The organism is Enterobacter sichuanensis, assembly GCF_009036245.1.
Classification (GTDB): domain Bacteria; phylum Pseudomonadota; class Gammaproteobacteria; order Enterobacterales; family Enterobacteriaceae; genus Enterobacter; species Enterobacter sichuanensis.
Genome location: NZ_CP027986.1, coordinates 1,078,526 through 1,103,119, shown reverse-complemented (window position 1 = coordinate 1,103,119; position 24,594 = coordinate 1,078,526). Strand labels below are relative to the sequence as shown.

25 protein-coding genes, 1 other RNA gene and 1 pseudogene are annotated in these 24,594 nt (G+C 54.9%); 11 read left to right on the top strand and 16 right to left on the bottom strand.

Annotation, left to right across the window (positions count from 1 at the left end; genetic code table 11):
• The first annotated feature begins 11 nt into the window (after positions 1 to 11).
• From acrB to C1N69_RS05085, 5 genes are all read left to right on the top strand, one after another.
• Positions 12 to 3,158: a multidrug efflux RND transporter permease subunit AcrB gene (gene acrB / locus C1N69_RS05105; RefSeq protein WP_047957901.1), complete on the top strand. Its 3,147-nt coding sequence runs from the start codon at positions 12 to 14 to the stop codon at positions 3,156 to 3,158.
• A gap of 512 nt (positions 3,159 to 3,670) precedes the next feature.
• Complete coding sequence (gene tomB, locus C1N69_RS05100; protein WP_008499288.1) at positions 3,671 to 4,045, top strand: Hha toxicity modulator TomB; 375 nt, start codon at positions 3,671 to 3,673, stop codon at positions 4,043 to 4,045.
• A gap of 33 nt (positions 4,046 to 4,078) precedes the next feature.
• Positions 4,079 to 4,297 carry an HHA domain-containing protein gene (locus C1N69_RS05095; protein WP_008499287.1) on the top strand — a complete coding sequence of 73 codons (219 nt, stop codon included), beginning with the start codon at positions 4,079 to 4,081 and terminating at the stop codon, positions 4,295 to 4,297.
• A 208-nt stretch (positions 4,298 to 4,505) separates the two neighbouring features.
• Positions 4,506 to 5,057, top strand: coding sequence for a maltose O-acetyltransferase (gene maa, locus C1N69_RS05090; RefSeq protein WP_059385617.1), 552 nt, complete (start codon positions 4,506 to 4,508; stop codon positions 5,055 to 5,057).
• Between the two features lie 116 nt (positions 5,058 to 5,173).
• Complete coding sequence (locus C1N69_RS05085) at positions 5,174 to 5,641, top strand: YlaC family protein (RefSeq protein ID WP_059385616.1); 468 nt, start codon at positions 5,174 to 5,176, stop codon at positions 5,639 to 5,641.
• On the opposite strand, the gene pdxR is transcribed toward C1N69_RS05085, so the two are convergent.
• Positions 5,613 to 7,073, bottom strand: coding sequence for a MocR-like pyridoxine biosynthesis transcription factor PdxR (pdxR, locus tag C1N69_RS05080; protein ID WP_155030782.1), 1,461 nt, complete (start codon positions 7,071 to 7,073; stop codon positions 5,613 to 5,615). The two genes, C1N69_RS05085 and pdxR, sit on opposite strands and share 29 nt — an antisense overlap.
• Before the next feature lie 101 nt (positions 7,074 to 7,174).
• On the opposite strand from pdxR, the gene C1N69_RS05075 reads away from it, so the two are divergent.
• Positions 7,175 to 7,885 carry a GNAT family N-acetyltransferase gene (locus tag C1N69_RS05075; RefSeq protein ID WP_047957897.1) on the top strand — a complete coding sequence of 237 codons (711 nt, stop codon included), beginning with the start codon at positions 7,175 to 7,177 and terminating at the stop codon, positions 7,883 to 7,885.
• On the opposite strand, the gene ykgO is transcribed toward C1N69_RS05075, so the two are convergent.
• Entirely contained in the window at positions 7,882 to 8,022 is a 141-nt protein-coding gene (gene ykgO / locus C1N69_RS05070; RefSeq protein WP_003859006.1) for a type B 50S ribosomal protein L36, read from the bottom strand. The two genes, C1N69_RS05075 and ykgO, sit on opposite strands and share 4 nt — an antisense overlap.
• Before the next feature lie 2 nt (positions 8,023 to 8,024).
• A complete protein-coding gene (locus C1N69_RS05065) occupies positions 8,025 to 8,285 on the bottom strand; it encodes a type B 50S ribosomal protein L31 (protein ID WP_047957896.1) in 261 nt (86 codons plus the stop codon).
• Between the two features lie 222 nt (positions 8,286 to 8,507).
• On the opposite strand from C1N69_RS05065, the gene C1N69_RS05060 reads away from it, so the two are divergent.
• Positions 8,508 to 10,073: an EAL domain-containing protein gene (locus tag C1N69_RS05060; protein WP_155030781.1), complete on the top strand. Its 1,566-nt coding sequence runs from the start codon at positions 8,508 to 8,510 to the stop codon at positions 10,071 to 10,073.
• On the opposite strand, the gene C1N69_RS05055 is transcribed toward C1N69_RS05060, so the two are convergent.
• Positions 10,066 to 10,338 carry a metal/formaldehyde-sensitive transcriptional repressor gene (locus C1N69_RS05055; protein WP_024906840.1) on the bottom strand — a complete coding sequence of 91 codons (273 nt, stop codon included), beginning with the start codon at positions 10,336 to 10,338 and terminating at the stop codon, positions 10,066 to 10,068. The genes C1N69_RS05060 and C1N69_RS05055 overlap by 8 nt on opposite strands.
• 136 nt (positions 10,339 to 10,474) lie before the next feature.
• On the opposite strand from C1N69_RS05055, the gene C1N69_RS05050 reads away from it, so the two are divergent.
• The gene (locus C1N69_RS05050) at positions 10,475 to 11,296 is read left to right on the top strand and encodes a nickel/cobalt efflux protein RcnA (RefSeq protein WP_155030780.1); all 822 of its coding nucleotides are present in this window, start codon (positions 10,475 to 10,477) and stop codon (positions 11,294 to 11,296) included.
• 35 nt (positions 11,297 to 11,331) lie between these two features.
• Here C1N69_RS05050 and C1N69_RS05045 read toward each other — a convergent pair whose 3' ends face one another.
• The 3 genes from C1N69_RS05045 to yczE all read right to left on the bottom strand — a co-directional run bounded on the left by C1N69_RS05045 (position 11,332) and on the right by yczE (position 16,280).
• Positions 11,332 to 14,418 carry a beta-galactosidase gene (locus tag C1N69_RS05045; protein WP_155030779.1) on the bottom strand — a complete coding sequence of 1,029 codons (3,087 nt, stop codon included), beginning with the start codon at positions 14,416 to 14,418 and terminating at the stop codon, positions 11,332 to 11,334.
• Positions 14,419 to 14,521: 103 nt separating this feature from the next.
• Positions 14,522 to 15,592: a LacI family DNA-binding transcriptional regulator gene (locus tag C1N69_RS05040; RefSeq protein WP_095451571.1), complete on the bottom strand. Its 1,071-nt coding sequence runs from the start codon at positions 15,590 to 15,592 to the stop codon at positions 14,522 to 14,524.
• 76 nt (positions 15,593 to 15,668) lie between these two features.
• Positions 15,669 to 16,280, bottom strand: coding sequence for a membrane protein YczE (yczE, locus tag C1N69_RS05035; RefSeq protein WP_095451572.1), 612 nt, complete (start codon positions 16,278 to 16,280; stop codon positions 15,669 to 15,671).
• An 86-nt stretch (positions 16,281 to 16,366) separates the two neighbouring features.
• Here yczE and yczR point away from each other — a divergent pair, with 86 nt between their 5' ends.
• Complete coding sequence (yczR, locus tag C1N69_RS05030; RefSeq protein ID WP_095451573.1) at positions 16,367 to 17,788, top strand: MocR-like transcription factor YczR; 1,422 nt, start codon at positions 16,367 to 16,369, stop codon at positions 17,786 to 17,788.
• A gap of 81 nt (positions 17,789 to 17,869) precedes the next feature.
• Here the strand turns inward: yczR and C1N69_RS05025 are convergent, their stop codons facing one another.
• From C1N69_RS05025 to ffs, 6 genes and pseudogenes are all read right to left on the bottom strand, one after another.
• Complete coding sequence (locus C1N69_RS05025) at positions 17,870 to 18,085, bottom strand: hypothetical protein (RefSeq protein WP_023334722.1); 216 nt, start codon at positions 18,083 to 18,085, stop codon at positions 17,870 to 17,872.
• Positions 18,082 to 18,333 carry a hypothetical protein gene (locus tag C1N69_RS05020; protein ID WP_025756163.1) on the bottom strand — a complete coding sequence of 84 codons (252 nt, stop codon included), beginning with the start codon at positions 18,331 to 18,333 and terminating at the stop codon, positions 18,082 to 18,084. Before C1N69_RS05020 ends, C1N69_RS05025 begins: the two co-directional genes overlap by 4 nt.
• A gap of 406 nt (positions 18,334 to 18,739) precedes the next feature.
• Positions 18,740 to 19,348: an SH3 domain-containing protein gene (locus C1N69_RS22895; RefSeq protein ID WP_094918587.1), complete on the bottom strand. Its 609-nt coding sequence runs from the start codon at positions 19,346 to 19,348 to the stop codon at positions 18,740 to 18,742.
• Positions 19,345 to 19,962: pseudogene (locus C1N69_RS22890) on the bottom strand (N-acetylmuramidase domain-containing protein). The gene C1N69_RS22895 and the pseudogene C1N69_RS22890 overlap by 4 nt, the downstream one beginning before the upstream one ends.
• 168 nt (positions 19,963 to 20,130) lie before the next feature.
• Complete coding sequence (locus C1N69_RS22885; protein ID WP_225284170.1) at positions 20,131 to 20,382, bottom strand: hypothetical protein; 252 nt, start codon at positions 20,380 to 20,382, stop codon at positions 20,131 to 20,133.
• Between the two features lie 162 nt (positions 20,383 to 20,544).
• An RNA gene (gene ffs / locus C1N69_RS05005) (signal recognition particle sRNA small type) lies at positions 20,545 to 20,641 on the bottom strand.
• 170 nt (positions 20,642 to 20,811) lie between these two features.
• On the opposite strand from ffs, the gene C1N69_RS05000 reads away from it, so the two are divergent.
• Entirely contained in the window at positions 20,812 to 21,123 is a 312-nt protein-coding gene (locus C1N69_RS05000) for an MGMT family protein (RefSeq protein WP_476728968.1), read from the top strand.
• Between the two features lie 33 nt (positions 21,124 to 21,156).
• Here the strand turns inward: C1N69_RS05000 and C1N69_RS04995 are convergent, their stop codons facing one another.
• On the bottom strand, positions 21,157 to 21,684 hold the full coding sequence (locus C1N69_RS04995; RefSeq protein WP_025756165.1) for a YbaY family lipoprotein: 528 nt from the start codon (positions 21,682 to 21,684) through the stop codon (positions 21,157 to 21,159).
• A 203-nt stretch (positions 21,685 to 21,887) separates the two neighbouring features.
• Here C1N69_RS04995 and tesB point away from each other — a divergent pair, with 203 nt between their 5' ends.
• Positions 21,888 to 22,748, top strand: coding sequence for an acyl-CoA thioesterase II (gene tesB / locus C1N69_RS04990; RefSeq protein ID WP_045285231.1), 861 nt, complete (start codon positions 21,888 to 21,890; stop codon positions 22,746 to 22,748).
• Positions 22,749 to 22,820: 72 nt separating this feature from the next.
• On the opposite strand, the gene amtB is transcribed toward tesB, so the two are convergent.
• Both amtB and glnK read right to left on the bottom strand, forming a co-directional pair.
• Complete coding sequence (gene amtB / locus C1N69_RS04985; protein ID WP_025756166.1) at positions 22,821 to 24,107, bottom strand: ammonium transporter AmtB; 1,287 nt, start codon at positions 24,105 to 24,107, stop codon at positions 22,821 to 22,823.
• Positions 24,108 to 24,142: 35 nt separating this feature from the next.
• On the bottom strand, positions 24,143 to 24,481 hold the full coding sequence (gene glnK / locus C1N69_RS04980; protein ID WP_008503304.1) for a P-II family nitrogen regulator: 339 nt from the start codon (positions 24,479 to 24,481) through the stop codon (positions 24,143 to 24,145).
• Between the last annotated feature and the right edge of the window lie 113 nt (positions 24,482 to 24,594).

The window sequence follows — 24,594 nt, the reverse complement described above, 5'->3', positions numbered from 1 at the left end:
GCCGTTAAGACATGCCTAATTTCTTTATCGATCGCCCCATATTTGCGTGGGTGATCGCCATTATCATCATGCTGGCTGGGGGACTTGCGATCCTGAAGCTGCCTGTCGCGCAATATCCAACGATTGCGCCTCCGGCGGTGACAATTTCCGCAACCTATCCAGGGGCTGATGCGAAAACGGTGCAGGACACCGTGACGCAGGTTATCGAACAGAACATGAACGGTATCGATAACCTGATGTACATGTCCTCAAACAGTGACTCAACCGGTACCGTGCAGATCACCCTGACCTTCGAGTCAGGTACGGATGCTGACATTGCGCAGGTTCAGGTGCAGAACAAGCTGCAGCTGGCGATGCCATTGCTGCCGCAGGAAGTGCAACAGCAGGGCGTGAGCGTCGAGAAATCGTCCAGTAGCTTCCTGATGGTTGTCGGCGTTATCAACACCAACGGCACCATGACGCAGGAGGATATTTCCGACTACGTGGGCGCCAACATGAAAGACGCCATCAGCCGTACCTCCGGTGTGGGTGACGTGCAGCTGTTCGGTTCCCAGTACGCGATGCGTATCTGGATGGATCCGAACAAACTGAACAACTTCCAGTTGACCCCGGTTGACGTGATTAACGCCATTAAAGCGCAGAACGCCCAGGTGGCAGCCGGCCAGTTAGGCGGCACGCCGCCGGTGAAAGGCCAGCAGCTTAACGCCTCGATCATCGCGCAAACCCGTCTGACCTCCGCTGATGAGTTCAGCAAAATTCTGCTGAAAGTGAATCAGGACGGTTCGCAGGTTCGCCTGCGCGACGTGGCGAAAGTTGAGTTGGGCGGTGAGAACTACGACATCATCGCGAAGTTCAACGGTAAACCAGCTTCGGGTCTGGGTATCAAACTGGCGACAGGCGCTAACGCCCTGGACACCGCCACGGCGATCCGTGCAGAACTGAAGAAAATGGAACCGTTCTTCCCGTCAGGTCTGAAGATCGTTTATCCGTACGACACCACACCATTCGTTAAAATCTCGATCCACGAAGTGGTGAAAACGCTGGCAGAAGCGATCATTCTGGTCTTCCTGGTAATGTATCTGTTCCTGCAAAACTTCCGTGCAACGCTTATCCCAACTATCGCCGTTCCGGTCGTTCTGCTGGGGACATTTGCCATCCTCGCGGCCTTTGGCTTCTCGATAAACACCCTGACGATGTTCGGGATGGTGCTCGCCATCGGCTTGCTGGTGGATGACGCCATCGTGGTGGTAGAGAACGTCGAGCGCGTCATGGCGGAGGAAGGTCTGCCGCCGAAGGAAGCGACCCGTAAATCAATGGGTCAGATCCAGGGCGCGCTGGTCGGTATTGCGATGGTTCTGTCTGCGGTATTTATCCCGATGGCCTTCTTCGGGGGCTCTACCGGTGCGATTTACCGTCAGTTCTCGATTACCATCGTCTCGGCGATGGCGCTGTCGGTGCTGGTGGCGTTGATCCTGACGCCTGCGCTGTGTGCCACGATGCTGAAGCCGATTCAGAAAGGCGGCCATGGCGAGCACAAAGGGTTCTTCGGCTGGTTTAACCGCATGTTTGATAAGAGCACGCACCACTACACCGACAGCGTGGGTAACATCCTGCGCAGCACCGGTCGTTATCTGCTGCTCTATATCATCATCGTGGTAGGCATGGCTTTCCTGTTCGTTCGTCTGCCAAGTTCGTTCCTGCCGGATGAAGACCAGGGCGTGTTCCTGACGATGGCACAGCTTCCGGCGGGTGCGTCGCAAGAGCGTACCCAAAAAGTGCTGGATGAAGTGACGGACTACTACCTCACCAAAGAGAAAGCCAACGTTGAGTCCGTGTTTGCGGTTAACGGCTTTGGTTTTGCGGGTCGTGGCCAGAACACCGGTATCGCCTTCGTCTCTCTGAAAGACTGGGCGGAACGCCCGGGTAAAGAGAACAAAGTTGAGGCCATTACCGGCCGTGCAATGGGCACCTTCTCGCAGATTAAAGATGCGATGGTCTTCGCCTTCAACCTGCCAGCGATTGTTGAACTGGGTACCGCGACCGGTTTCGACTTCCAGCTGATCGACCAGGGCGGTCTGGGTCACGAAAAACTGACCCAGGCGCGTAACCAGTTGTTTGGCGAAGTCGCGAAACATCCTGACCTGCTGGTCGGCGTGCGTCCAAACGGCCTGGAAGATACGCCGCAGTTCAAAATCGACATCGACCAGGAGAAAGCTCAGGCGCTGGGCGTGTCCATCAGTGACATCAATACCACACTGGGTGCAGCCTGGGGCGGTAGCTACGTTAACGACTTCATCGACCGCGGTCGTGTGAAGAAAGTGTACGTGATGTCAGAAGCGCAATACCGTATGTTGCCGAACGATATCAATAACTGGTTCGTGCGTGGCAGCAACGGTCAGATGGTGCCGTTCTCGGCGTTCTCTACGTCGCGCTGGGAGTATGGTTCACCGCGTCTGGAACGCTATAACGGTCTGCCATCTATGGAGATCCTGGGTCAGGCCGCGCCGGGCCGAAGCACCGGTGAAGCCATGAACCTGATGGAAGAGCTGGCAAGCAAACTGCCTTCGGGTATCGGCTATGACTGGACCGGTATGTCCTATCAGGAACGTCTGTCCGGTAACCAGGCCCCTGCTCTGTACGCCATTTCACTGATTGTGGTCTTCCTGTGTCTGGCGGCACTGTATGAGAGCTGGTCGATTCCGTTCTCGGTTATGCTGGTGGTGCCACTCGGGGTTATCGGTGCGCTGCTTGCGGCGACGTTCCGTGGACTGACCAACGACGTGTACTTCCAGGTAGGCCTGCTGACAACCATTGGCTTGTCGGCGAAGAACGCGATACTTATCGTCGAATTCGCCAAAGATCTGATGGAGAAAGAAGGCAAAGGTCTGATTGAGGCGACGCTGGAGGCGGTTCGTATGCGTCTGCGCCCTATCCTGATGACGTCCCTGGCGTTTATCCTCGGCGTACTGCCGCTGGTTATCAGCTCCGGTGCGGGCTCCGGCGCGCAGAACGCGGTTGGTACAGGGGTTATGGGCGGTATGATCACCGCGACCGTACTGGCTATCTTCTTCGTACCGGTGTTCTTCGTGGTGGTTCGCCGCCGCTTCAGCCGTAAGAATGAAGATATTGAGCACAGTCATTCGGTAGAACCTCACTGATACCGGTTCCACATGATAAAAAGGCCGCATTCGCGGCCTTTTTCATTTTCAGAAAAAAATCATAAATTACGCTTATTGTCGTTCCATTTATTTTCTGCCATCTTAATTAGACATATCATAATTAACGGATAACTTAATCGGTGAATTCAGGATTTTTTTAATTTCATTTCCCCGCTTAAGTTGTTAGGAATATTCCTAATAAGAAGTTCTGACAAAGAGAACTCCGGAACTGAACTTTTCTCGTTGTTTACGCTAAGCCAATGAAAGGTAAGGAAGCGATAAAAAGCCAGTGTTAATTGGGTTCAAAAAGTTCTCTTCTGGAGGAACAATTGCGTTAACGCTCGCAGTCTGCAGTTTTATTTGTAATTTTTCGTAATAGCGCGATGAAATCCTGATGAGAGTGGCTTATAGTTAGAGTTATCAGGAACACCGCACCCGTGTGGCTAAGTATGTTGTATCCATCCCGACAATGATGTTCGGTGAGTAAGAAATCACTCAGAAGGGGATGCGCTATGGACGAGTACTCGCCAAAAAGGCATGATATCGCGCAGTTGAAATTTCTCTGCGAATCCTTGTACCATGACTGCCTTGCCAACCTTGATGAAAGCAACCATGGCTGGGTAAACGACCCAACGTCTGCCATCAATTTACAGTTGAATGAGCTGATAGAGCATATCGCAACCTTCGCACTTAATTATAAAATTAAGTACAATGAAGATAATAAGCTCATTGAGCAAATTGATGAATACCTGGATGACACCTTTATGTTGTTCAGCAGTTACGGCATTAACGCCCAGGATTTGCAAAAATGGCGTAAATCGGGAAACCGGCTATTCCGCTGTTTCGTCAACGTGAGCAGAGCTAACCCGGTTAGTCTTTCCTGTTAAAATTATTACAATTACTAATACTAAGGTGAATTTATGTCTGATAAACCACTCACTAAGATCGATTATTTGATGCGCCTGCGACGTTGTCAGTCAATTGACACCCTCGAACGCGTCATTGAAAAGAATAAATACGAGCTTTCTGATAATGAACTGGCGGTATTTTATTCAGCCGCTGACCATCGTCTTGCTGAGCTGACCATGAATAAGCTGTATGACAAAATCCCAACGTCGGTATGGAAATTTGTCCGTTAATCATTGAAAGGTGTCTGTAGAGTTCTACGCCACGTTCTGAACGATATTTACCTGTCCCGTTAGACCTCCTGTGCGTATGCCAGGTCTCCGTGTAAAACGTGTTCATCAGCAACAATGTTGTGACTACAGTCACACCAGCTTATCGGGAACGTTCCCCTTCTGGTCTGTTCCGATTACCCTGCGGTAATGACATCCAGAGAGGTTTCCCATGAGCTTAGAAAAACAGAAGATGATTGCCGGTGAACATTACCGCCCCGGTGATGAGACGTTACGGGCCGACCGACTGCGAGCCCGCCATCTGATTTATCGCTATAACCACACCGCGCCGGATGCAAAAACAGAACGCCAGAACATTCTGGCGGAACTTCTGGGGCAAAGCGAAGGGGCTTATATTGAACCGAGCTTCCGCTGTGACTATGGATATAACATTTATCTCGGCAAAAACTTTTACGCTAACTTCGATTGCGTGATGCTGGATGTCTGCCCCATTCATATTGGCGATAACTGCATGCTCGCACCGGGTGTGCATATTTATACGGCTACCCATCCCCTGGACGCGGAAGCGCGTAATAGCGGCGTGGAGTTTGGAAAACCCGTCACCATTGGAAATAATGTCTGGCTCGGTGGTCGGGCGGTCATTAACCCTGGCGTCACGATAGGGGATAATGTGGTGGTGGCCTCCGGTGCTGTCGTGACGAAAGACGTTCCGGCTAACGTCGTCGTGGGCGGTAACCCGGCAAAAATCATCAAAACGCTGTGAGGGACTGGGAGCCAACTGTTATGGTCTTTTAGCGTCAGACTGTTACTTTTTTCAGCCTGATGGCTCCCCTAAAATTGGCGGTCACCCTGTATTGTCAACTCTCATGAAGGCAAAAAATGACCGAGATACAGCGCCTGCTCATCGCCACTATCGACGATCTTAACGTCCGCGAAAAGCGCGATAATCGCCCGCGCTTTAGCATTAGCTTTATCCGCAAACATCCTGGCCTGTTTGTCGCCATGTATGCCGCCTGGCTGGCGACACTTATTGTGATGCTCAAGTCCGAAACGCTGGTGGACTCCGTCTGGCTGCTGGTGGTGCTGTTTGTCGTCTTTAATGCCTTTTTCTTTTTTGACGTGAACCCGCGCTACCGTTACGAGGATATCGATGTCCTCGATTTCCGGGTCTGCTACAACGGCGAATGGTACAACACGCGTTTCGTACCTGGGGAGCTTATCGACAGCATCATGCACTCTCCGGCAGTGGAAACCGAGCAAAAAGAGAAGCTGCAGAAAATGGTTTCCACTAAAGGTCAGCTCTCTTTCTACGATGTTTTTACCCTTTCCCGCCCTGCTGCTGCGTAATGAGCGCCTGAATACGTCGGATCCCCGGCGCAAACTGCGAAGCAGAGGTATTGCCGTAACCTAACACCAGACCGGTTTTCCCCTGCTTCGCCTCCAGGTAATACCCGCTCAACGCAGCGGGTGCCAGTTGAAACGCCCTCGCCTGCTCCACCAGCTTCTGGTCGTCAATCCCGTCTATCGCCAGCGTCAGATGCATGCCGCCTTCACCCGCCAGAATGCGGTGAGGGGTATGAAGCTCTGTAACCAGCACTTCACGCAGCTGGCGGTAGCGTTTGCGATAGAGCCGACGCATGGCGGCGAGATGGCGGGCATAATGGCCCTCTTCAATAAACAACGCCAGGGTACGTTGCTCCGCGCGATGCCCTCCGCGCAATAGCGAGCCAATGGCCGGACGAGCCGCTGTCGCCAGCGCTGGCGGCAACACCATGAATCCCATTCTGAGCGACGGAAACAGCGTCTTACTGAACGTCCCCAGATAGACCACGGGAGCATTCGCCACCATTCCCAGCATCGCCGGTACGGGCTCACCGGCATAACGGAATTCGCTGTCGTAGTCGTCCTCAATAATCCAGGCGTTATGCTCTCTGGCCAGCGCCAGCAGGGCCAGACGCCGCCGGGCACTGAGCACGCTCCCGTAAGGAAACTGATGTGAGGGTGAGGTAAAAATTAACGCGGGAGAAGGTGCATTCAGTCCCTCCCAGCACATTCCCTCGTCATCCACCGGGATCCCCTTCATCGTCAGGCCGGTTTTAACAAACGCGCTTTTTGCCCCACTGTAGCCGGGGTTTTCTACCCAGGCGATATCCCCCGGCTCGCTCAACAGCATCGTGCACAGGTTGACGCCTTCAAGCGCGCCTTCAGTGATCACTATCTGGCTGGCGTCACAGTCAATGCCGCGGGACAAGGCTAGGTGCCGGGCAATCGCTGCCCGCAGCGACGGCTCGCCGGCGGGGTCGCCGTAACCTAACAGGGCGCTTCCCTCCTCCCGCATCACGCGGTCATACAACCGCCGCCATAGCGGCAGAGGGAAATAGTTAATGGCGGGTGTCCCCGGCGTAAAGGCAAGAACCGGGGTATCCCGCTGCACCGGTGCAGGCAGCAGGCTGACCCGTCTGGCAAGCGTGATGGCAGGGTCCGGCAATGACCTCGGGACAGCACGCTGCGCAAACAGTGTTACCCGCGTTCCCTGGCGATTACGCTGCAGATACCCTTCGAGGGTGAGCTGGTCCAGCGCCGCATTGACGGTATTGCGGGAAAGGGAGAGCTGCCGGGCCAGCGTGCGCGAACCGGAAAGCTGGCAGCCGGAGCGGAGTCTTCCGCTCAGAATGGCCTCCCGCAAAGCCAGATAGAGCGTACGCTGGAGCGTCTCCTCGCCACGTTTTTTCAGCGCTGCATTGAGCAAGGTATACAGTTCATCACCCGGAATATTCATCTCACCTCCTCGTGGCACCATCAAAACATAACCTGGTGGTTCTTTTTAAGGAACCAGCAATTCATTAGTCTGAAACTCTTTTCAACGTCACGGAGATGAAGATGAATACAATCAATCAGTTTGGGCAGCCCGTGGGCGAACCGCTTATCGACTGGCAACCCCGTCCACATCCGTCCCGGGTGGTACTTCAGGGTCGTTACTGCCGGCTTGAGCCGCTGCGGGTGGAGCATGCTAACGCGCTGTTCTGCGCGTATGCTCAGGCCGAAGATACCCGCAGCTGGACGTGGCTTCTGCGTGAGCCCGATGCCACCGCAGAGGCGTTCGCCGGATGGGTCGCGAGCGTGAGTGAGTTATCCGATCCCATGCACTTTACCGTTATCGATAACCAGACCCAATCTCCGGTCGGCACGCTGGCCCTGATGCGGATCGATCCTAAAAACGGCGTTGTGGAAGTGGGGCACGTTCACTTCTCTCCCCTGTTAAGCCGCACACCTATGTCAACAGAAGCGCAATATCTGCTGATGCAGTATGTTTTTGATACCCTTGGTTACCGGCGTTATGAATGGAAATGCAATAGTCTGAACGAACCGTCCCGCAAAGCGGCCCTGCGTCTGGGTTTTCAGTTTGAGGGGCGTTTTCGCCAGGCGCTGGTGACAAAAGGACATAACCGGGACACCGACTGGTTTTCAATCCTCGACAAAGAGTGGCCAGCGCTGGCAAGCGCCTTTGAAGGCTGGCTTGCCACCGACAATTTTACTGCCGATGGCAAACAGAAAAGATCCCTGGAAAGCTGGCGAGTAACGCGCGTCTAGCGTCTTTTTTTACGTCCCTGAACCGCCTTAAAACGCGGATTAGATTTGCAAATCACATATAAGCGTCCCTTGCGTTTGACTATCTGGCAATCCGGGTGACGCTGTTTTGCGCTACGTAATGAGTTAAGTACCTGCATGATTAGCCCCGCTTCGCATTGATAAAACCGCCATAACGCTTACGGAAGCGCGCTGCGCTGCCATCCGTGGAGAACGTTTTCTGCTTGCCGGTATAAAACGGGTGCGATTTTGACGAGACATCAAGGGTGATGTACGGATACGTTTCACCGTCGAGCTCAATTTCGCGGTCGGTGCTAATGGTTGAGCCAATTTTAAAATATTCATTGGCGCTGGTGTCGTGGAAGACCACGGTGCGATAAGTGGGATGGATATCTGGTTTCATCATAAACCTCTTATGTTTTGTTATAACATAACAAAATAATATCCGGGCCAGGCTATAAAAACAACCCCCCTCAATCAGGGTGATATTTTCGGGTTTCCCTGAGATAAAATGAAAACCATGCCACCCACGTGCTATAACTATATCATTTCGCGGTAAAAAACTTTCTCTTCAGGCAGGGAACTCAGTGCTCAGGAGCGGGCATACGAGGAAGGAAACGACAGCATGAAAACCCGACATCTGGTCAGTCTGGTGACCGGCATACTTATCTTTTCTGTGCTGGTCCCCATTTGCCTGAGCATCTGGCTGGCTCATCGCCAGGCAGAAGATAAATTTGTCGATGCCCTGGATAACTATGCCTCACGCGTGCTGATACGCACCGACAGGGTCGTGGATCAGGCGAAAGAAGCGCTCGATCACCTGCAGGCCTTTGAGGGCGTGCCGTGTAGCCCGTTGCAGTTAAGGGAGATGCGACGGGTCGCTTTCTCGTGGCGATATATCCAGGAAGTGATTTATATCGACAGCCTCAAACCGCTCTGCTCCTCCCTGGAGCAAACCAGTCATGCATCCCCTTTCCCGCCGCCGATGCGCATTACCGAAGATGGTTACAGTGCATGGCTGACCACCCAAAACGATCTTGGGTTTAATCACTACATGGCTGTGCTGGGTAAAGGGCATTATCTGGTCATGGTCGATCCGGCTTCGCTGGTGGATGTGATCCCTTTCGGTGAGATAGCGATTGATGCCGCCCTGGTCGGAAGTGCAACACGCCGCATCTTCGCCAGCAGCAATACGCTCGATCCGCACATCCGGGACATGATCAAGGGTCAGGAGATGACCAGCGTACAGTACGACGGTTCGATGTATGTGATGAAGCCCGTCCCCGAACTGGGGTTTACCGTTGTCGCATGGGCGACGCTCAAACCGCTGGCTGAAACCTGGCACCGGCAGCTGCTGTTCTGGCTGCCCTTCGGCATCCTGATAAGCCTGCTTGCCGCGCTTTTTGTCCTGCGGATACTGCGTCGCATCCAGTCGCCGCGCAATCGCCTGCTTGACGCCATTAACAGCCGCGATTTTGTGGTTCACTATCAGCCCATCGTGGCGCTGTGTAGCGGGAAAATTGTTGGCGCAGAAGCGCTGACGCGCTGGCCCCAGCCAGACGGAAGCAGTCTTTCTCCTGATATCTTTGTGCCACTGGCCGAGCAAACGGGGCTCATTTCGCAGCTGACGCAGTTGGTTATCGAAAAAGTATTTGAAGACATGGGCCACTGGCTGCATCTGCACGGCGACCAGTACATCTCCATTAACCTCGCCCCCGCCGATTTGACCTCCGGCACGCTGCCACCGCTGCTGAGCCACTTACTGAATAAGTGGCAAGTCCATCCCGGCCAGATCGCCCTTGAGTTAACCGAGCGTGGCTTTGCCGATCCTCAAATTAGCGCGCCGGCTATCGCCGCATTCCGCCGGGCGGGCCATCCTGTCTATATTGATGATTTTGGAACGGGCTATTCCAGCCTGAGCTATCTGCAGGACCTTGATGTCGACACGCTCAAGATTGATAAATCATTCGTGGATGCGCTGGAGTATAAAAACGTGACGCCGCACATTATAGAAATGGCGAAATCGCTGAAGCTGGCGATGGTCGCGGAGGGAGTCGAAACCGCAGGGCAACTCGCCTGGCTGCACCGACACGGCGTGCAATATGGACAGGGGTGGTACTACAGCAAAGCGCTGCCCAAAACGGAATTTATTCTCTGGGCAGAACACAACCTCGAAACGCACGCTACTTAAGATAAGATTTGATCACCTGCAACACCACGCCAAGATCGGCTTCACGCTGCGCTTCTTCGGGCTCTTTTACCACGTGATCGGTTAAATGCCCTTCGATCACCTGCATCATCATGCCGTTAACCGCGCCACGGATCGCCGCCAGCTGCTGTAGCACCTCGGCGCATTCGTGATCGCTGTTCAGCATTTTCTCCAGAGCGTTACTTTGACCCTGAATTTTCTTCAGGCGGGTCAATAACATTTTCTTGTCGCGAACGGTATGTGACATCGGGTGATCCCTTCTCTTTTTTGGCATTTAAAGCATATCACGCTCTACTCCCCCTGAGTATTTTTCTACTGGGGGGTAGTATTAATCTACTGGGGGGGAGTACTATCTGAGCACGCTTTCCACTCCGGAATTTCCCATGAACGATTTTGCTTCACTTCTGCAGCAGGGCAATGCCTGGCTGTTTGTTCCCAGCGCTATTCTGCTCGGCGCGCTACATGGCCTGGAGCCGGGCCACTCAAAAACGATGATGGCGGCCTTTATTGTGGCCATCCGCGGCACGCTGAAGCAGGCGGTGCTGCTCGGTCTGGCAGCCACACTTTCCCATACGGCGGTAGTCTGGGTTATTGCCATGGCAGGATTATGGTTTGGTCGGGGCTGGGATGCGCATACTTCAGAGCCCTGGTTCCAGCTGTTATCGGGAGTCTTGATCGTCCTGATCGCCCTGTGGATGGCGTGGCGGACCTGGAAAGAGGGCCAGCCGCACGATCATCATCACCATCATCACGACCATGACCATGACCATGACCATGACCACCAGCATGATCACCACCACGAACATCCGCTGGTTGATGACGAGTGGCAGGACGCTCACCAGCGCGCCCACGCGCAGGATATTAACCGGCGTTTCAGCGGCCAAAACGTCACCACCGGACAGATCGTGGTGTTTGGCCTGACCGGCGGGCTCATTCCCTGCCCGGCATCCATCACCGTTCTGCTTATCTGCCTGCAGCTCAAGCATTTTGCCCTGGGCGCAACGCTGGTGTTCAGCTTTAGTATTGGTCTGGCGATCACCCTGGTCGCTTCCGGCGCGATTGCCGCCTTAAGCCTCAAACACGCGACAAAACGCTGGCCCGGGTTTAGCGAACTTTCCCGAAAAGCGCCGTGGATCTCCGCTGCGCTGATTACTGTTGTAGGGATTTACATGAGCCTGCACGGCCTGAGCGGGATTCTGGGGTAAGCAGGCGGCCACGCCCTGTGGCCGCCTCTCACGGGTCAGTTAAGCGTCTGCCGCCAGCTGAAGGTATAACGCAGCTGGCGTTGCTGGAGAATAAATTCCGGCGAGACGCTGGGGCTCCAGGAGTCGTCGCCGCCCACACCCATATGGAATGCATCAAGATTGAGCCAGCATCCCGGCTCTGCACGCAGCAGATGCTGATGGGTTGTCTCTCGCAGCTGCTGCTGGCTGTAGCGGCTCACCGAGAAATGGAAGCGGCCATCCAGCTGATGCGTTCCCAGCACCAGCTCGCGGGTATCACAGCGCAAGCCATTTTCCGTCGGGAAGATATACGGCGTATGCATGGCCTCCAGGGGCAATCTCCAGCGCCCCTGCTGTGCCGCCAGTTTTCGGTCCGGATAGTTTTCATGCGGGCCCAGACCCAGCCAGCGAACGTTCTCCGGCGTTTCGGCGAGATGCACGCTCAGGCCAACGCGCGCGGGTTCCGGGATATCGGACGCAATATCCACCTGTATATCGCCGTGCAACCTCCCCTGGCTATCCACGCGCCACACCTTACGACTCAGGAATAACGCTTTTCCGCCATATTCCCAGGCATGCAGCGTCGTCACTACAGCCTCGTTGGCACGCTGCTCGCCTTCACAATGCAACACTCGCGGGGTTAAATCGTACATTCCCGCCGCCTTCCAGCGCTCAACCCATGCATCAGGATCAATTCGCGTGGCCTCGCTTACGCCGATATCATTATCCAGCGGCGCGCGGGTAAAGTTATCCCTCAGCGGTGAACGCAGCGTTTCAACGCCATTGTTCAGCCACTGCGTCAGGTTTCCTGAAGCACGATCGAAAAACCATCGATGCTGCCGGTGCGTCAGGATCAGCATGGCGTCGCTTTGCGTCAGCACCGGCGGCTCACCTACCGGGTCAGGCTGTACGATAAACAGCGGCGTCGGGAGCTGCCACTGCGCCCAGGCACAGCGATGGTTGGCAGGTGACCACGGCATCGCCCGCGGCTGGTAGACCTCTACGTTCAGCCAGAATTCACCCGGTTCAGCCTTTATCTCTGGCAGGGCGATCTCCAGACGCTGAGCGCCTTCAGGCGCCATCGCGAGCGTCACCTCGCCCGAAGCCAGCCCCTCCCCGTCCCGGGCAACCGTCCATCTCAGCACCTCGTTATCGGTGTGACGGAACAGGTAGCCGCTTTGCACCTCTATCACCAGCGGAGAGGTGCTGACCCGCGTAAAGGTGAAGAATTGCTGTGCGCGTTGCGCCTCATACAGTGCCGGATGCGGTGTGCGATCGGGGAACACCAGCCCGTTCAGGCAGAACTGCCGGTCATTCGGTTTATCGCCAAAATCACCGCCGTAGGCCCAGAAGGCGTTGCCCTTTTCGTCTCTCTTCGTCAAAGCCTGATCGACCCAGTCCCAGACAAACCCACCCTGCAGGCGAGGATGGCTGCGAAACGCCTGCCAGTATTTCGCGAACCCGCCGAAGCTGTTACCCATCGCATGTGCGTATTCGCAGAGGATCAGCGGCCGCGTTTCATCCGGCATGCCGATCCATTTCTTGATCGACCATTTCGGCACCGCCGGGAAAGGCTGATCCTGATCGACACGGGCGTACATCGGACAGACGATATCCGTCGCCGCTGTATTCGCCCCACCGCCTTCGTATTGTACCGGACGCGTCGGGTCCGTGGATTTCACCCAGCGATACAGTGCGTCGTGGTTTGCGCCGTGCCCGGACTCATTGCCCAGCGACCAGATGATAATGGAGGGCTGATTACGATCGCGCTGCACCATGCGGGTCACACGCTCGCTCATGGCGGGCAGCCAGCGCGGATCGTCAGTAAGACGGCTCATCGGCACCATGCCGTGGGTTTCTATATTGGCTTCATCAACAACGTACAGGCCATAGCGATCGCACAGCCGGTACCACAAGGGGTGGTTCGGGTAGTGCGAGCAGCGCACGGCGTTGAAGTTGTGCTGTTTCATCAGTTCGATATCGCGACGCATCGTCGCTTCGTCCATCACCTGGCCGTTTTCCGGATGATGCTCGTGCCGGTTAACCCCGCGGATCAGCAGGGGTTTACCGTTGAGTTTCAACAGGCCGTTGCTGATTTCAACCCGGCGGAAGCCAACGTCGCAGGCTTCACTCTCCAGCACGTTGCCCTGCTCATCGCGAAGCGCGATCGTCAGGCGATAGAGTTCCGGCGTTTCCGCACTCCATAACGCGGGGGACACCACGGGGATTGCCGCCGTTAACCGCTCGGCCCAGTTTCCGCGTTCATCCACAATGGCAGAGCCAGGCAGTTGGGTGACGCTTGCACAGCGCTCACCGTTGCGCCACAAGCTAATCGCCACGTCGCACGCCGCGAAGTCAGCGCCCGCCAGCGCGACCTCCACGTTCAGCACCGCGCGGTCCAGATCCGCGTTCAGGTCGGTAACAACATGGTAATCCGCAATGTGCGTCTCAGGCTTATGCAGCAGGGACACATCGCGGAAAATACCGCTCATGCGCCACATGTCCTGATCTTCCAGATAACTGCCGTCGCACCAGCGCAAGACCATGACCGCGAGGCGGTTCTGCCCGGGGCGTAATGCCGTTGTCAGGTCAAATTCAGCGGGCAGTCGACTGTCCTGGGAGTAACCTATCCACTGCCCGTTGCACCACAAATGAAACGCCGCGTTCACGCCGTCAAAAATAATGCGGGTTTGCCCGGCCTGTAAGACGTCCATGTCAAATGTGAGCGAGTAACAACCGGTAGGATTTTCTTGCGGAACAAAAGGCGGGTTAACCGGTATCGGATAAGTCACATTGGTGTAGACGGGCGTGTCAAATCCCTGCATCTGCCAGTTAGACGGCACGGGCATGGCCACAGCATCTGCGCAATCTTCGGTGACCCATGCCTGAGGAACCTGCTCGGGGGCAGCAAAGTAGCTGAACCGCCACATCCCGTTGAGGCAGCGCTTGCTGACAGATCCGGCGTCATCCCGGGCGGATTGTTCATCACGCCAGCTGTATAACGGCGTGTGTGCCGCCAGACGGTTCCACTGGGTAACCCCCGGGTTTTCCCAGTCGCGTCGGGCGAGAATGGCGCTGAGGGTCAGCGATGGAGTATGGGACATAGTAACCTCTTTGCGAAGCGCTCACAATTTTCGTTAACATGCCCTGGCATCCGATAACGGTAAAGCGATCGTTTGCGGGGTAGCGAGTCAGATCACAAAAGTCTTACTTGCGGGCCAGCTGCTCCGCCAGTAGCGCCAGGCTTCTGAGCTGTTGCGCCAGCGTCTCGTGCTCCGCCTGCAGGGGGGCGTGGCGCGCGCTGGAGTGGCGGGTCACCAGCGTCACCGGCAGCTGAACCTGCCAGCACGCTTCGTCCCCGGTGGGCGCCAGCAACCACTCCACGCTGCGTTCACCTGCCTCGCGAAACGCCTGGCGAATGGTCGTCAACGGTGGGGAAAACCAGGCGCTGTCCGCCGTATCGTCGAACCCGACCACGGATATCTGACCCGGGATCGCGATCCCTTTTTCCGCGCAGGCGCGCATCACCCCGAGGGCCATTTGATCGTTGGCCACCAGAATCGCATCCGGTAATGCCGGGGCAGATAACAGCAGATGCCCCTTCTCATATCCGCTGGCCGCGCTCCAGTCACCGTAAGCCACGGCGGCGTCGTCAAGACCCGCCCCTGCCAGGGCCGCTTTCCAGCCCGCCAGACGCGCCCGCGCGGAGACCGAACTTTCCGGCCCGCTCAGCAGGGCAATGCGCTGATGACCCAGCGAAAGCAGATGCTCAACGCCCAGACGTGCGCCCTCCGCGGCATTAAAGATGAGACAATTGACCTGCGCTGAAGGGGAGACATCGAGAAACAGCACCGGGACAGGCGATGCCAGCGCCCTGAGCTGTTCGGCATGCGGATCGTCAAGCGGAACATTCACCAGCAGCGCTTCCACGCGCTGCGCCAGCAAGGCCTGAATCGCGGCCTGACACTGGTGCGGCTGTTCCACCATGGAAATGAGGACGCTCGCCCCCTGTTCTGCCGCCCGGGATTTCACTGCCGAGACAATTTGCGAAGGGGCGTGCAGGGCCAGATCGGTGGTGATGAGCCCCAGCGTGCGGGTGCGTTTACCCGCCAGCTGCTGTGCCCGAAGGTTAGGCACATAGTGCAGCTCCGCCATCGCCTGCTGCACCTTTTCCCGGGTGCGGGCAGACACATGTTCCGCGTCGTTAATGACGCGGGAAACGGTCTGATAAGAAACCCCCGCAAGGAGGGCGACATCATAGAGTGTGATTGCTTTCATACATGCTGGCATCGCGTGTTTCGGGGGGCCTATTCTGGCACAGCGACGCCATGAAAACATGTGAGCGCTTCGCAAATTAAACAACCCGCTCCGGCTGGGGGATGTCCTCAATCCGCGGCTTCTGACGGAACCAGGGCAGACAGAGCTGGATAAGCGGGCCAATAGTCAGGGCATACAATACGGTTCCCACCCCAAACGTGCCGCCAAGCACGCAGCCAATCAGCAGGACAGACACCTCAATGGAGGTACGCACGCTGCGAATAGACCATCCCATCCGGGCATGAATGCCGGTCATCAGGCCATCGCGCGGGCCCGGGCCGAAACCGGCTCCGATGTACATGCTGGTCGCAATCGCGTTCATCACAATCCCGCCCACCAGCAGCGTGAGTCTAATGGGCAACGAACTCACCTCCGGGATGAATGCCATGCTGGCATCCGCCGCCAGACCAATACAAATCACGTTACTGATTGTGCCGAGCCCCGGCATCTGACGCAGGGGGATCCACAGCAGCAGTACCGCGGCACCGGTTAAAATGATCACCATCCCGATACTCATCCCCAGCTGCATCCCTACCCCAAGGTGAAAAACATCCCAGGGATCGACCCCTAAATCGGAACGAATAAACATCGCGGTGGAAAGGCCATACAGCCCCAGACCGACATACAGTTGTAGCAGACGACGTACCATTTTTCGCTTCTCCAGTGAACCAGGCTTTCATCCTGACCTAAAATGGCACTATGATTAATGTCCAGTTTTCAAATAGTGGACTGCATATGTCATCACGCCGCTTCGGAAGCCAGTCTCTGATACGCCTGTTAGGCCACTGGCAGCAAACCTCTTCCCGCACGCCACTCTGGCGTCAGCTGGCCGATGCATTGCGTCTGTTAATCCTTGATGGCCGGCTGGCACTGAATACGCGGCTGCCGGGCGAGCGCGAACTGGCCTCTGCGCTGGACGTAAGCCGAACCACCATCAGCAGCGCCCTCGCCCATCTGCGTGAAGAAGGTTACCTCGAAAGCCGTCACGGCAGCGGGTCACGCGTGATCCTCCCGGATGCACGCGCCGTTCCTACCCTCTCAGCGGCGAGTGCCGCACTGGATCTCTCCACCGCCGCCCTCAACGCCGGACCAGAGATCCACCAGGCGTATACCCATGCGCTCACGGCCATTACGCAGCACCTCTCGCTGACGGGCTACGACCAGCTTGGGCTGCCGGCACTGCGGGAAGCCATTGCTGCGCGCTATACCGCGCGAGGTCTTCCCACCCGTGCGGATGAAGTGATGGTGGTGAATGGCGCCGTCAGCGGCTTTGCGCTGGTGCTGCGGATGATGACCGGACCGGGGGATCGCGTCGTGGTTGATCATCCCACCTATCCGCTGGCGATTGCCGCCATCCAGGGGGCGCAGTGTCGGCCCGTGGGGGTGTCGCTGCCGGAAACGGGCTGGGATACGGACGGCTTCGCGGCAACGCTTGCCCAGACAGCGCCGCGGCTGGCGTATCTGATGCCAGACTTTCATAACCCGACCGGGCGATGTATGGATAGCGCCACCCGTCAGGCCATCACCGATATTGCCGCACAAACCCGTACGGCACTGGTAGTGGATGAGACGATGGTGGATCTCTGGTTTGATTCGCCTCCCCCACCGCCGCTGGCCGCCTTTAACCCGCAGGCCACCGTCATCACGCTGGGCTCTGCCGGAAAAAGTTTCTGGGGCGGGCTGCGTCTCGGCTGGATCCGCGCCTCCTCGCGCACTATCGCCATGCTTGCCCAGACGCGGGACACGCTGGATTTAGGATCGCCGCTGCTGGAGCAACTGGCAACGCTGTGGCTCATGAACAACAGCGAGACCTTTCTGCCCGCACGCCGGAAGATGCTGGCTGAGCGACGCGATCGCTGCGGTGACATTTTGCGTGAACATTTCCCGGAGTGGACATTTCATGAAGCGGAAGGCGGGCTTTCTTACTGGATAGAACTCCCGGGCATGCTGGCAACGCAGCTTGCTGCGCGAGCCGAGATTCTGGGGATCAACCTGGGGACCGGAACGCGATTTGGTTTATCGGGCGCGTTTGACCGCTACTTACGCATGCCCTTCTCGCTCGAACCGGCAGAACTTGAAAAGGCATTGCTGCGGATCAAACCGCTATGGCTTGCTCTGAATAAAAACGTGCCACCGGTGAAACGCAGCGTCATTTAATATTTAAAAGTTTGAAGCAGATCATAAAATAAAAACTGCTGACTGTAACAGATGCAGTCAGCAGTTTTCACCGTTCAGTCGTTAATGCTGAGCAGGAATAGGAAAACCTTTCAGTGAAATAACGAAGCTTTCACCGTCTTTCTTTATTTTTGCGCCCGTATCACACCAGTCAGACGCAATACGAAAGAACTCATCACTTCCGACATTCCAGCCAAGACGTACATGCTTCACGTAGCCTGAACGCAACAGATCGCAGGCCTCTTTGTAGTCACTGGCAGTTGACAGTTGTTGTTTCATTTTCTCTTCTTCAGCAGTTTACGTAGAGCTTTGATTTCTTTAGGAGTAAAAGGAGAAACACTCTCTTCTTCCGTATGCTGATTATCAATATCCTCTTCCGATACTCCCGCCTCTTCTACTGCTTCAAACGCCAGCAGCAGCAGTTTCTCTGTCGTCACGCTTAAATTCTCGTTATTGTGTTCCGCATAGTGGCGAAGCCTTTCTTTAAGCGCGTCATCGATCTTCACGTTTAATACTGCAGTAGCCATGTTTGTCACTTCCCTTCGGAATAAGTACTTTATTTAATACACGAAGTTAACAATGTTATCCAGATATATATTTTTTTGAATTATGTTAGAAAAAAGACATCCGATTATAAAATGCCAGTCTATTATTACAGGTTTATGACAATAATATTTCAGCGAGATGAAATATATATTACATGCTATAAGCTTAGTCTTAATGGGGATTAACGTCTCAGAAAGAGACAAAAATCAGGGGAAGAACGCCGGGAGCCACAAATGGGTGGGTCCCTGACGGCTAGCTATAACTCTTATTTTCAGTGACATAGGGTGCGGTCATGCGGGGAAAATAGCGTTACGGATTAGCTTAATGAGATTGCCGATGCGAAAGCATCGCCCGGCAATATTGAATTCAGGGGGAGAAATAAACCGATCAGGATGCAGGAGGCGTTAACGGCTGAACGTCATTGCTATTCACCCAGCCATGCGTCGTTTTTCCGCTACGGGCGACAAACTCTACCTCTGCCCAGCCAGCCTGGGTTTGTATTACCCCTACTACGTCTCCTTTAACGATCCAGGCTTTACGCCGGGTCGCGGCATCAGGCGTAGAGCTCAGATAAGCCCGCGGGCTGCTTACCTTCATCAGCGTTTGCCACTGTGTCTGCCGCGTCCTCTCCAGTTCCAGACCTGTCGCAATTTCAGGCATCAGCACATTCATACACCCAGCATGGTTTTGCCCATCAGGAATGGCTAATGTGACACCCGCGGTATTCGCGGCAATATGGCCCGCGAGCACAGAGGAAGACCATGAAGTGATGGTGTCTGGCTGTTGCGCTGAAACATGGCCTGTCAGAAAGAAAGTGCAGGTACGTTTTACGCTGTCTTCAGCCGATTCAGAGTAATATCCGGTGATATTGCCCGTCGGTGAGACGGCGAGTAACAAACCTTCATATACGCCAGACTGTAGCGTCGTGGCATACGAAGAAAACGCCGCCATTAAGGCTGAAAAACCGCAAACTATGCGCATCATTTTAATTTTCATCTCCGCCCCTTCTCCAGGCTTTCATAAGTTCTGCGAATTTTAACGTCATAATCACCGAAATCGCTTCCGTTATAGTTGAATGCCATATTATAAAAGTCCTTATTTACCATTGCCGACAGTAGTGAGCTGTTCTTATTGCACAAATGTAAAAAAGCATTTAATTGCTTACCGGCATTAGACTTCATATCTTTTAAAAATGTGCCGAGATCTTTATAACCGCACGATTCGTAATTAAACCCCATAATCTGGAACATCCCCCATGAACACGATTTTATCGCAGCTTCGGCATCAAGTGCATAAGCCTTCGCCAGGGTATTCCATGCAGAAAGCTGGTCGATATTGTTTTTTTACCATTCCGGACCCGCTTTCTTTACATATTTATAAGACAAAAAAGGGTGGGTTTGATCGTATTTCCTTTTGGTGTATTTACGGAAAATATGCCCTTCATACGCAATAATCGGTAGATTTAAAGCATTAAACCCAGATCGTCCGCCCGACTTCACATTAGAAAAAGCTTTGATGATATTCAGTTCTACCCGACGATTAAGATTTTCCCAGGCTTCAGTAAAGTCCTGCTCCGTCAGCGATACAGCCCCATCAATTCCAGGTGCCATCAGCTTGCTTCGCTCAAGGGTTTCATCTGCTACGTTGTAGCGCTCTTTTCTCAGATAATTGTTAACCAGCTGACGGACGCTATTTTCATTGGCAGAAGGTTGCCTAAAAAATGAAGACGTGAAAGACGATTGTTGAGACACAAGGGGATATTTCATCGCAGCAGCAACTCATCCACGGAAAGTCTTCCCTTCTGGCTCAATAACCCCATCGGGATGCTGGAAACGCAAATGAATGGACTGAAACTGGCTGATGGTTCTGATAATAATCCCATCTTCTGGGATGTCATACTGGATGATAGGCTTAATGAGATTAAACAGGTATTGCACGATAATCACGTCGCGCTGAAAGTTTCCTGCTTTACCTGGCGTTCCTACGGCACTTTTCAGTAAAGGTGACAAACGTCTGAGAGAATTATCCATTTCTGAGTACGCATAAATGAAAAAATATACGGTTAGTGGGAAACCGCATCTCGTGATCGACAGCATAAAGCTGCTCACATCCAGCAGACATTGATACGCCACTTGCGCCGCACCAGGTAAACACTGAAAACAGGAATTATTGGGAGCACAAATGGGTGGGGGCCCTGCCAGCTACATCCCGGCACACACGTCGTCTGCCCTGGCTGCTTCCTTCCGGACCTGACCTGGTGAACAGAGTAGCGTTGCGGGAGAACCAACAGAGCCCCCATTGAGAGCGTTGATAACCAACGCGCTGGCGCATTATCCCTGTGCTAACGTCCAATTGCAAGCCGCCAGAAACCGGATGCTGGTTTCTTGCGCAAACAGGCGCAGCAATCATGACCATCTTCGTTTACCATGGTTGCCCAGAACATCCCCACAGGTGAAGGTATGGACGAACACGACTCCTTTCCACAGCGTGTATGGCAAATAGTGGCCTCTGTTCCAGAAGGCTATGTCACTACTTATGGTGATGTGGCGCGTCTGTCGGGGTCCCCTCGTGCGGCGCGACAGGTGGGCGGCGTCCTCAAACGGCTACCGGAAGGCAGTACGTTGCCCTGGCATCGGGTGGTGAATCGACACGGTGCCATCTCGCTCACCGGGCCAGATCTCCAGCGCCAGCGTCAGGCGTTACTGTCAGAGGGTGTGCAGGTTTCCGGGTCGGGGCAGATCGATTTGCAGAAATACCGCTGGGTGTACTGACCCCTCTCCCGCAGGAGAGGGGAAATACACTCATTACATCTGAGTCGGTGGGGTTGGCAGGGACGGCTGACCGGTCGCCGGGGCGACAGGCACTTCAGTCTGCTGCACAGGGACCAGGTTCAGGTCGATTTTTGTCCCACCGTTGTTGATCGCTTCCTGGACCGTATCGGTGATAAAGACCAGCTTACCGTTAATCGTTACCGCGGCACTCAGCAGAATACGGGCATTAGGCTGTACGTCCGATGGGTTATACGGTAACACGAAACTAAACGGCGCCTGTTTGCCCTCAGTTCGGACGGCACGCTGAGCCACAACCTTCGATGGTGCGTCGGCCAGGGAAGCATCCGACAGGGTCACCGTTAACACCGCATCCGGCGGTAACGCCACTTTCTGTTTAATCCAGATAGTACCGGAAACGTTAGGCTGCTGAATGGATTGCTGCGAAAGGGTATTGATCCCGTTCGGATCTGCCGCTGGCACTGGCACCTGGGCGCTCTTACCGGCACAGGCGGACAACGCCACCGCAATAGCTACACCACTTAGCATGGGCACGAGTTTCATTGAAGTCTCCTTATCATCAATGCACCAGCGGGATCGATCCCATCCGATGTCGTTTCAATCACATAACGCATATAAGTGTGGCACAAATCACTGATTAATGCCTGAAATCGTCCCGATATTCAGATTAATCTACCCATCGGACCACTTTCATTTCTGCGTTATACTCAGCCTATCTTTCGCTACGGCGTTTATTGAGGACAACTATGAGTCAGGCACTGAACAATCTGCTGACATTACTGAACCTGGAAAAAATTGAGGAAGGACTCTTTCGCGGACAGAGCGAAGATTTAGGCTTACGCCAGGTCTTCGGTGGGCAAGTCGTAGGACAAGCGCTGTACGCTGCAAAGGAGACTGTCCCGGCAGACCGTCTGGTGCATTCATTCCACAGCTACTTCTTACGTCCTGGCGATAGCGCAAAACCGATTGTGTATGATGTTGAAGTCCTGAGAGATGGCAACAGTTTCAGCGCACGACGCGTCGCGGCTATCCAGAACGGAAAGCCCATCTTTTACATGACCGCCTCTTTCCAGGCACCGGAGCCTGGCTACGAACATCAGAAAGAGATGCCCCCGGCCCCGTCCCCCGACTCGCTGCAATCAGAGACCGATATCGCCCGTGCGCTGGCGCATCTGCTTCCGCCACAGGTTAAAGAGAAGTTTCTCTGCGATAAGCCGCTTGAGATCCGCCCCGTCGAGTTCCACAACCCGATGAAAGGTCACACCGCGGAACCGAAGCGCCAGGTCTGGATCCGGGCTAACGGTACCGTACCAGAGGACTTCCGCGTTCATCAGTATCTGCTGGGTTATGCGTCAGATTTCAACTTCCTGCCGGTGGCGCTGCAGCCACACGGCGTCGGCTTCCTCGAAAAAGGGATGCAGGTTGCGACGATTGATCACTCCATGTGGTTCCACCGTCCGTTCAATATGAACGAGTGGTTGCTCTACAGCGTGGAGAGCACGTCGGCATCAAGCGCGCGCGGGTTTGTGCGTGGAGAGTTTTATACGCAGGATGGCGTGCTGGTCGCCTCGACGGTGCAGGAAGGGGTAATGCGCAACAGAGGTTGATTTGGCCCTCTCCCACAGGGAGAGGGAACAAACACTAAAAACGGCAACCGAAGTTGCCGTTTTGCTTTTACCTTAGGCGTTATACGCATTCTCGCCGTGACTGTTGACGTCCAGACCTTCGCGTTCCTGCTCTTCCGGTACACGCAGGCCGACCGTCATATCCGCCAGTTTGTAGCCAATGAAAGCGACAACGGCAGACCATACAACGGTGATCGCAATACTTTCCAGCTGCACCAGCACCTGATGAACCATGGTCACGCCTTCCGCATAGCCCACGCCACCCAGTGATTTCGCCGCGAAGATACCGGTCATGATACAACCGATAATGCCGCACACGCCGTGCACGCCAAACACATCGCAAGGGTCATCCACGCGCAGAAGACGTTTCAGCGCCGTCACGCCCCACAGACCCGCCAGACCCGACACCAGGCCGACCAGCAGCGCACCACCTACACCGACATACCCACACGCAGGGGTGATACCGACCAGACCGGCAATCGCACCCGAGCAGGCACCCAGCAGGGAAGGTTTACCGCGCACCGCCCACTCGCCGAATACCCAGGAGAGGATCGCACCCGCCGTGGCCACAACGGTGTTCACAAAGGCCAGCGCGGCAATTTCGTTCGCGGCACTTGCTGAGCCTGCGTTAAAACCAAACCAGCCAAAGTAGAGGATCGCTGTACCGGTAAAGACCATCGGCAGGTTGTGCGGTTTGAACGCTTCTTTACCGAAGCCCACGCGTTTGCCAATCAGGTAGGCACCCACCAGACCCGCTACTGCGGCGTTAATGTGCACAACGGTACCGCCTGCGAAGTCCAGCGCACCGTGCGTCGCCAGCAGACCGCCACCCCAGACCATGTGCGCAATCGGCACATAGGAGAGCGTCAGCCAGACCACCACGAAGATCAGGACGGCAGAGAAGCGAATACGCTCGGCGAGTGCGCCCACAATCAGCCCGACGGTAATGCAGGCGAACGAGCCCTGGAACGCCACGTGAATATACTGATAGAAACTGCCCATCAGCGCGGTCAGTTCAATATTCTTCAGCATCACCCAGTCAAAGTTACCGAAGAATGCGTTGCCGGTGCCGAAAGCGAGGGAGTACCCGTAAACCACCCACAGCACGCAGACCAGTGCGAAGGTCACGGCAACCTGCGTCAGCATGGAGAGAACGTTTTTGCCACGGATCAGGCCGCCGTAGAACAGCGCAATGCCCGGAATGGACATGAACAGCACCAGCGCGGTGCTGATCATCATAAAGGCGTTATCGGCTTTGTCTGCCACCGCAGGCGCGGCCAGCGCCAGGCCCGGCAGCAGCGCCAGCGAACCCAGACCCGTTTTAAGTGTTGCTATCTTCATTTTCTCGATCCCTATCACTGTGTGCCAGGCGTTAATTACAGTGCCGCTTCGTCAGATTCGCCGGTACGGATGCGAATGACGCGCTGCAGTTCGGCAACGAAAATTTTGCCGTCGCCAATTTTGCCGGTGTAGGCCGCTTTGCTAATGACATCAATGACTTCATCAAGCTGATCGTCAGCAATCGCGACATCAATTTTTACTTTTGGCAGAAAGTTAACGCTGTATTCCGCCCCGCGATAAAGCTCGGCATGACCCTTCTGACGACCAAAGCCTTTCACTTCGGTGACAGTCAGTCCCTGAATACCCATTGAAGACAGCGCTTCACGCACGTCTTCGAGTTTGAATGGTTTGATTACAACCGTAACCAGCTTCATAGATCCCCTCCAGTCAGAATTCGGTAATGGCCGCAGCTTACGCAGAAGCTATTGCAAGGGGTGTGCCAGAAATGAAAACCGGAGGGAACAGCGGTGTGATGAGCATTACACGG

Excerpts from the sequence above, each read along its gene's own strand:
- amtB (WP_025756166.1), bottom strand. The coding sequence starts at position 24,107 with ATGAAGATAGCAACACTTAAAACGGGTCTGGGTTCGCTGGCGCTGCTG.
- yczE (WP_095451572.1), bottom strand. The coding sequence starts at position 16,280 with ATGGTACGTCGTCTGCTACAACTGTATGTCGGTCTGGGGCTGTATGGC.
- pdxR (WP_155030782.1), bottom strand. The coding sequence starts at position 7,073 with ATGAATATTCCGGGTGATGAACTGTATACCTTGCTCAATGCAGCGCTG.
- C1N69_RS05045 (WP_155030779.1), bottom strand. The coding sequence starts at position 14,418 with ATGTCCCATACTCCATCGCTGACCCTCAGCGCCATTCTCGCCCGACGC.
- C1N69_RS05050 (WP_155030780.1), top strand. The coding sequence starts at position 10,475 with ATGAACGATTTTGCTTCACTTCTGCAGCAGGGCAATGCCTGGCTGTTT.
- C1N69_RS05085 (WP_059385616.1), top strand. The coding sequence starts at position 5,174 with ATGACCGAGATACAGCGCCTGCTCATCGCCACTATCGACGATCTTAAC.
- C1N69_RS05020 (WP_025756163.1), bottom strand. The coding sequence starts at position 18,333 with ATGGCTACTGCAGTATTAAACGTGAAGATCGATGACGCGCTTAAAGAA.
- tesB (WP_045285231.1), top strand. The coding sequence starts at position 21,888 with ATGAGTCAGGCACTGAACAATCTGCTGACATTACTGAACCTGGAAAAA.
- C1N69_RS05095 (WP_008499287.1), top strand. The coding sequence starts at position 4,079 with ATGTCTGATAAACCACTCACTAAGATCGATTATTTGATGCGCCTGCGA.
- C1N69_RS05025 (WP_023334722.1), bottom strand. The coding sequence starts at position 18,085 with ATGAAACAACAACTGTCAACTGCCAGTGACTACAAAGAGGCCTGCGAT.
- C1N69_RS22885 (WP_225284170.1), bottom strand. The coding sequence starts at position 20,382 with ATGGATAATTCTCTCAGACGTTTGTCACCTTTACTGAAAAGTGCCGTA.
- C1N69_RS05060 (WP_155030781.1), top strand. The coding sequence starts at position 8,508 with ATGAAAACCCGACATCTGGTCAGTCTGGTGACCGGCATACTTATCTTT.
- C1N69_RS04995 (WP_025756165.1), bottom strand. The coding sequence starts at position 21,684 with ATGAAACTCGTGCCCATGCTAAGTGGTGTAGCTATTGCGGTGGCGTTG.
- maa (WP_059385617.1), top strand. The coding sequence starts at position 4,506 with ATGAGCTTAGAAAAACAGAAGATGATTGCCGGTGAACATTACCGCCCC.
- C1N69_RS05055 (WP_024906840.1), bottom strand. The coding sequence starts at position 10,338 with ATGTCACATACCGTTCGCGACAAGAAAATGTTATTGACCCGCCTGAAG.
- C1N69_RS05000 (WP_476728968.1), top strand. The coding sequence starts at position 20,812 with ATGGACGAACACGACTCCTTTCCACAGCGTGTATGGCAAATAGTGGCC.
- yczR (WP_095451573.1), top strand. The coding sequence starts at position 16,367 with ATGTCATCACGCCGCTTCGGAAGCCAGTCTCTGATACGCCTGTTAGGC.
- C1N69_RS05040 (WP_095451571.1), bottom strand. The coding sequence starts at position 15,592 with ATGAAAGCAATCACACTCTATGATGTCGCCCTCCTTGCGGGGGTTTCT.
- acrB (WP_047957901.1), top strand. The coding sequence starts at position 12 with ATGCCTAATTTCTTTATCGATCGCCCCATATTTGCGTGGGTGATCGCC.
- ykgO (WP_003859006.1), bottom strand. The coding sequence starts at position 8,022 with ATGCAGGTACTTAACTCATTACGTAGCGCAAAACAGCGTCACCCGGAT.
- C1N69_RS22895 (WP_094918587.1), bottom strand. The coding sequence starts at position 19,348 with ATGAAAATTAAAATGATGCGCATAGTTTGCGGTTTTTCAGCCTTAATG.
- tomB (WP_008499288.1), top strand. The coding sequence starts at position 3,671 with ATGGACGAGTACTCGCCAAAAAGGCATGATATCGCGCAGTTGAAATTT.
- C1N69_RS05065 (WP_047957896.1), bottom strand. The coding sequence starts at position 8,285 with ATGAAACCAGATATCCATCCCACTTATCGCACCGTGGTCTTCCACGAC.
- C1N69_RS05075 (WP_047957897.1), top strand. The coding sequence starts at position 7,175 with ATGAATACAATCAATCAGTTTGGGCAGCCCGTGGGCGAACCGCTTATC.
- glnK (WP_008503304.1), bottom strand. The coding sequence starts at position 24,481 with ATGAAGCTGGTTACGGTTGTAATCAAACCATTCAAACTCGAAGACGTG.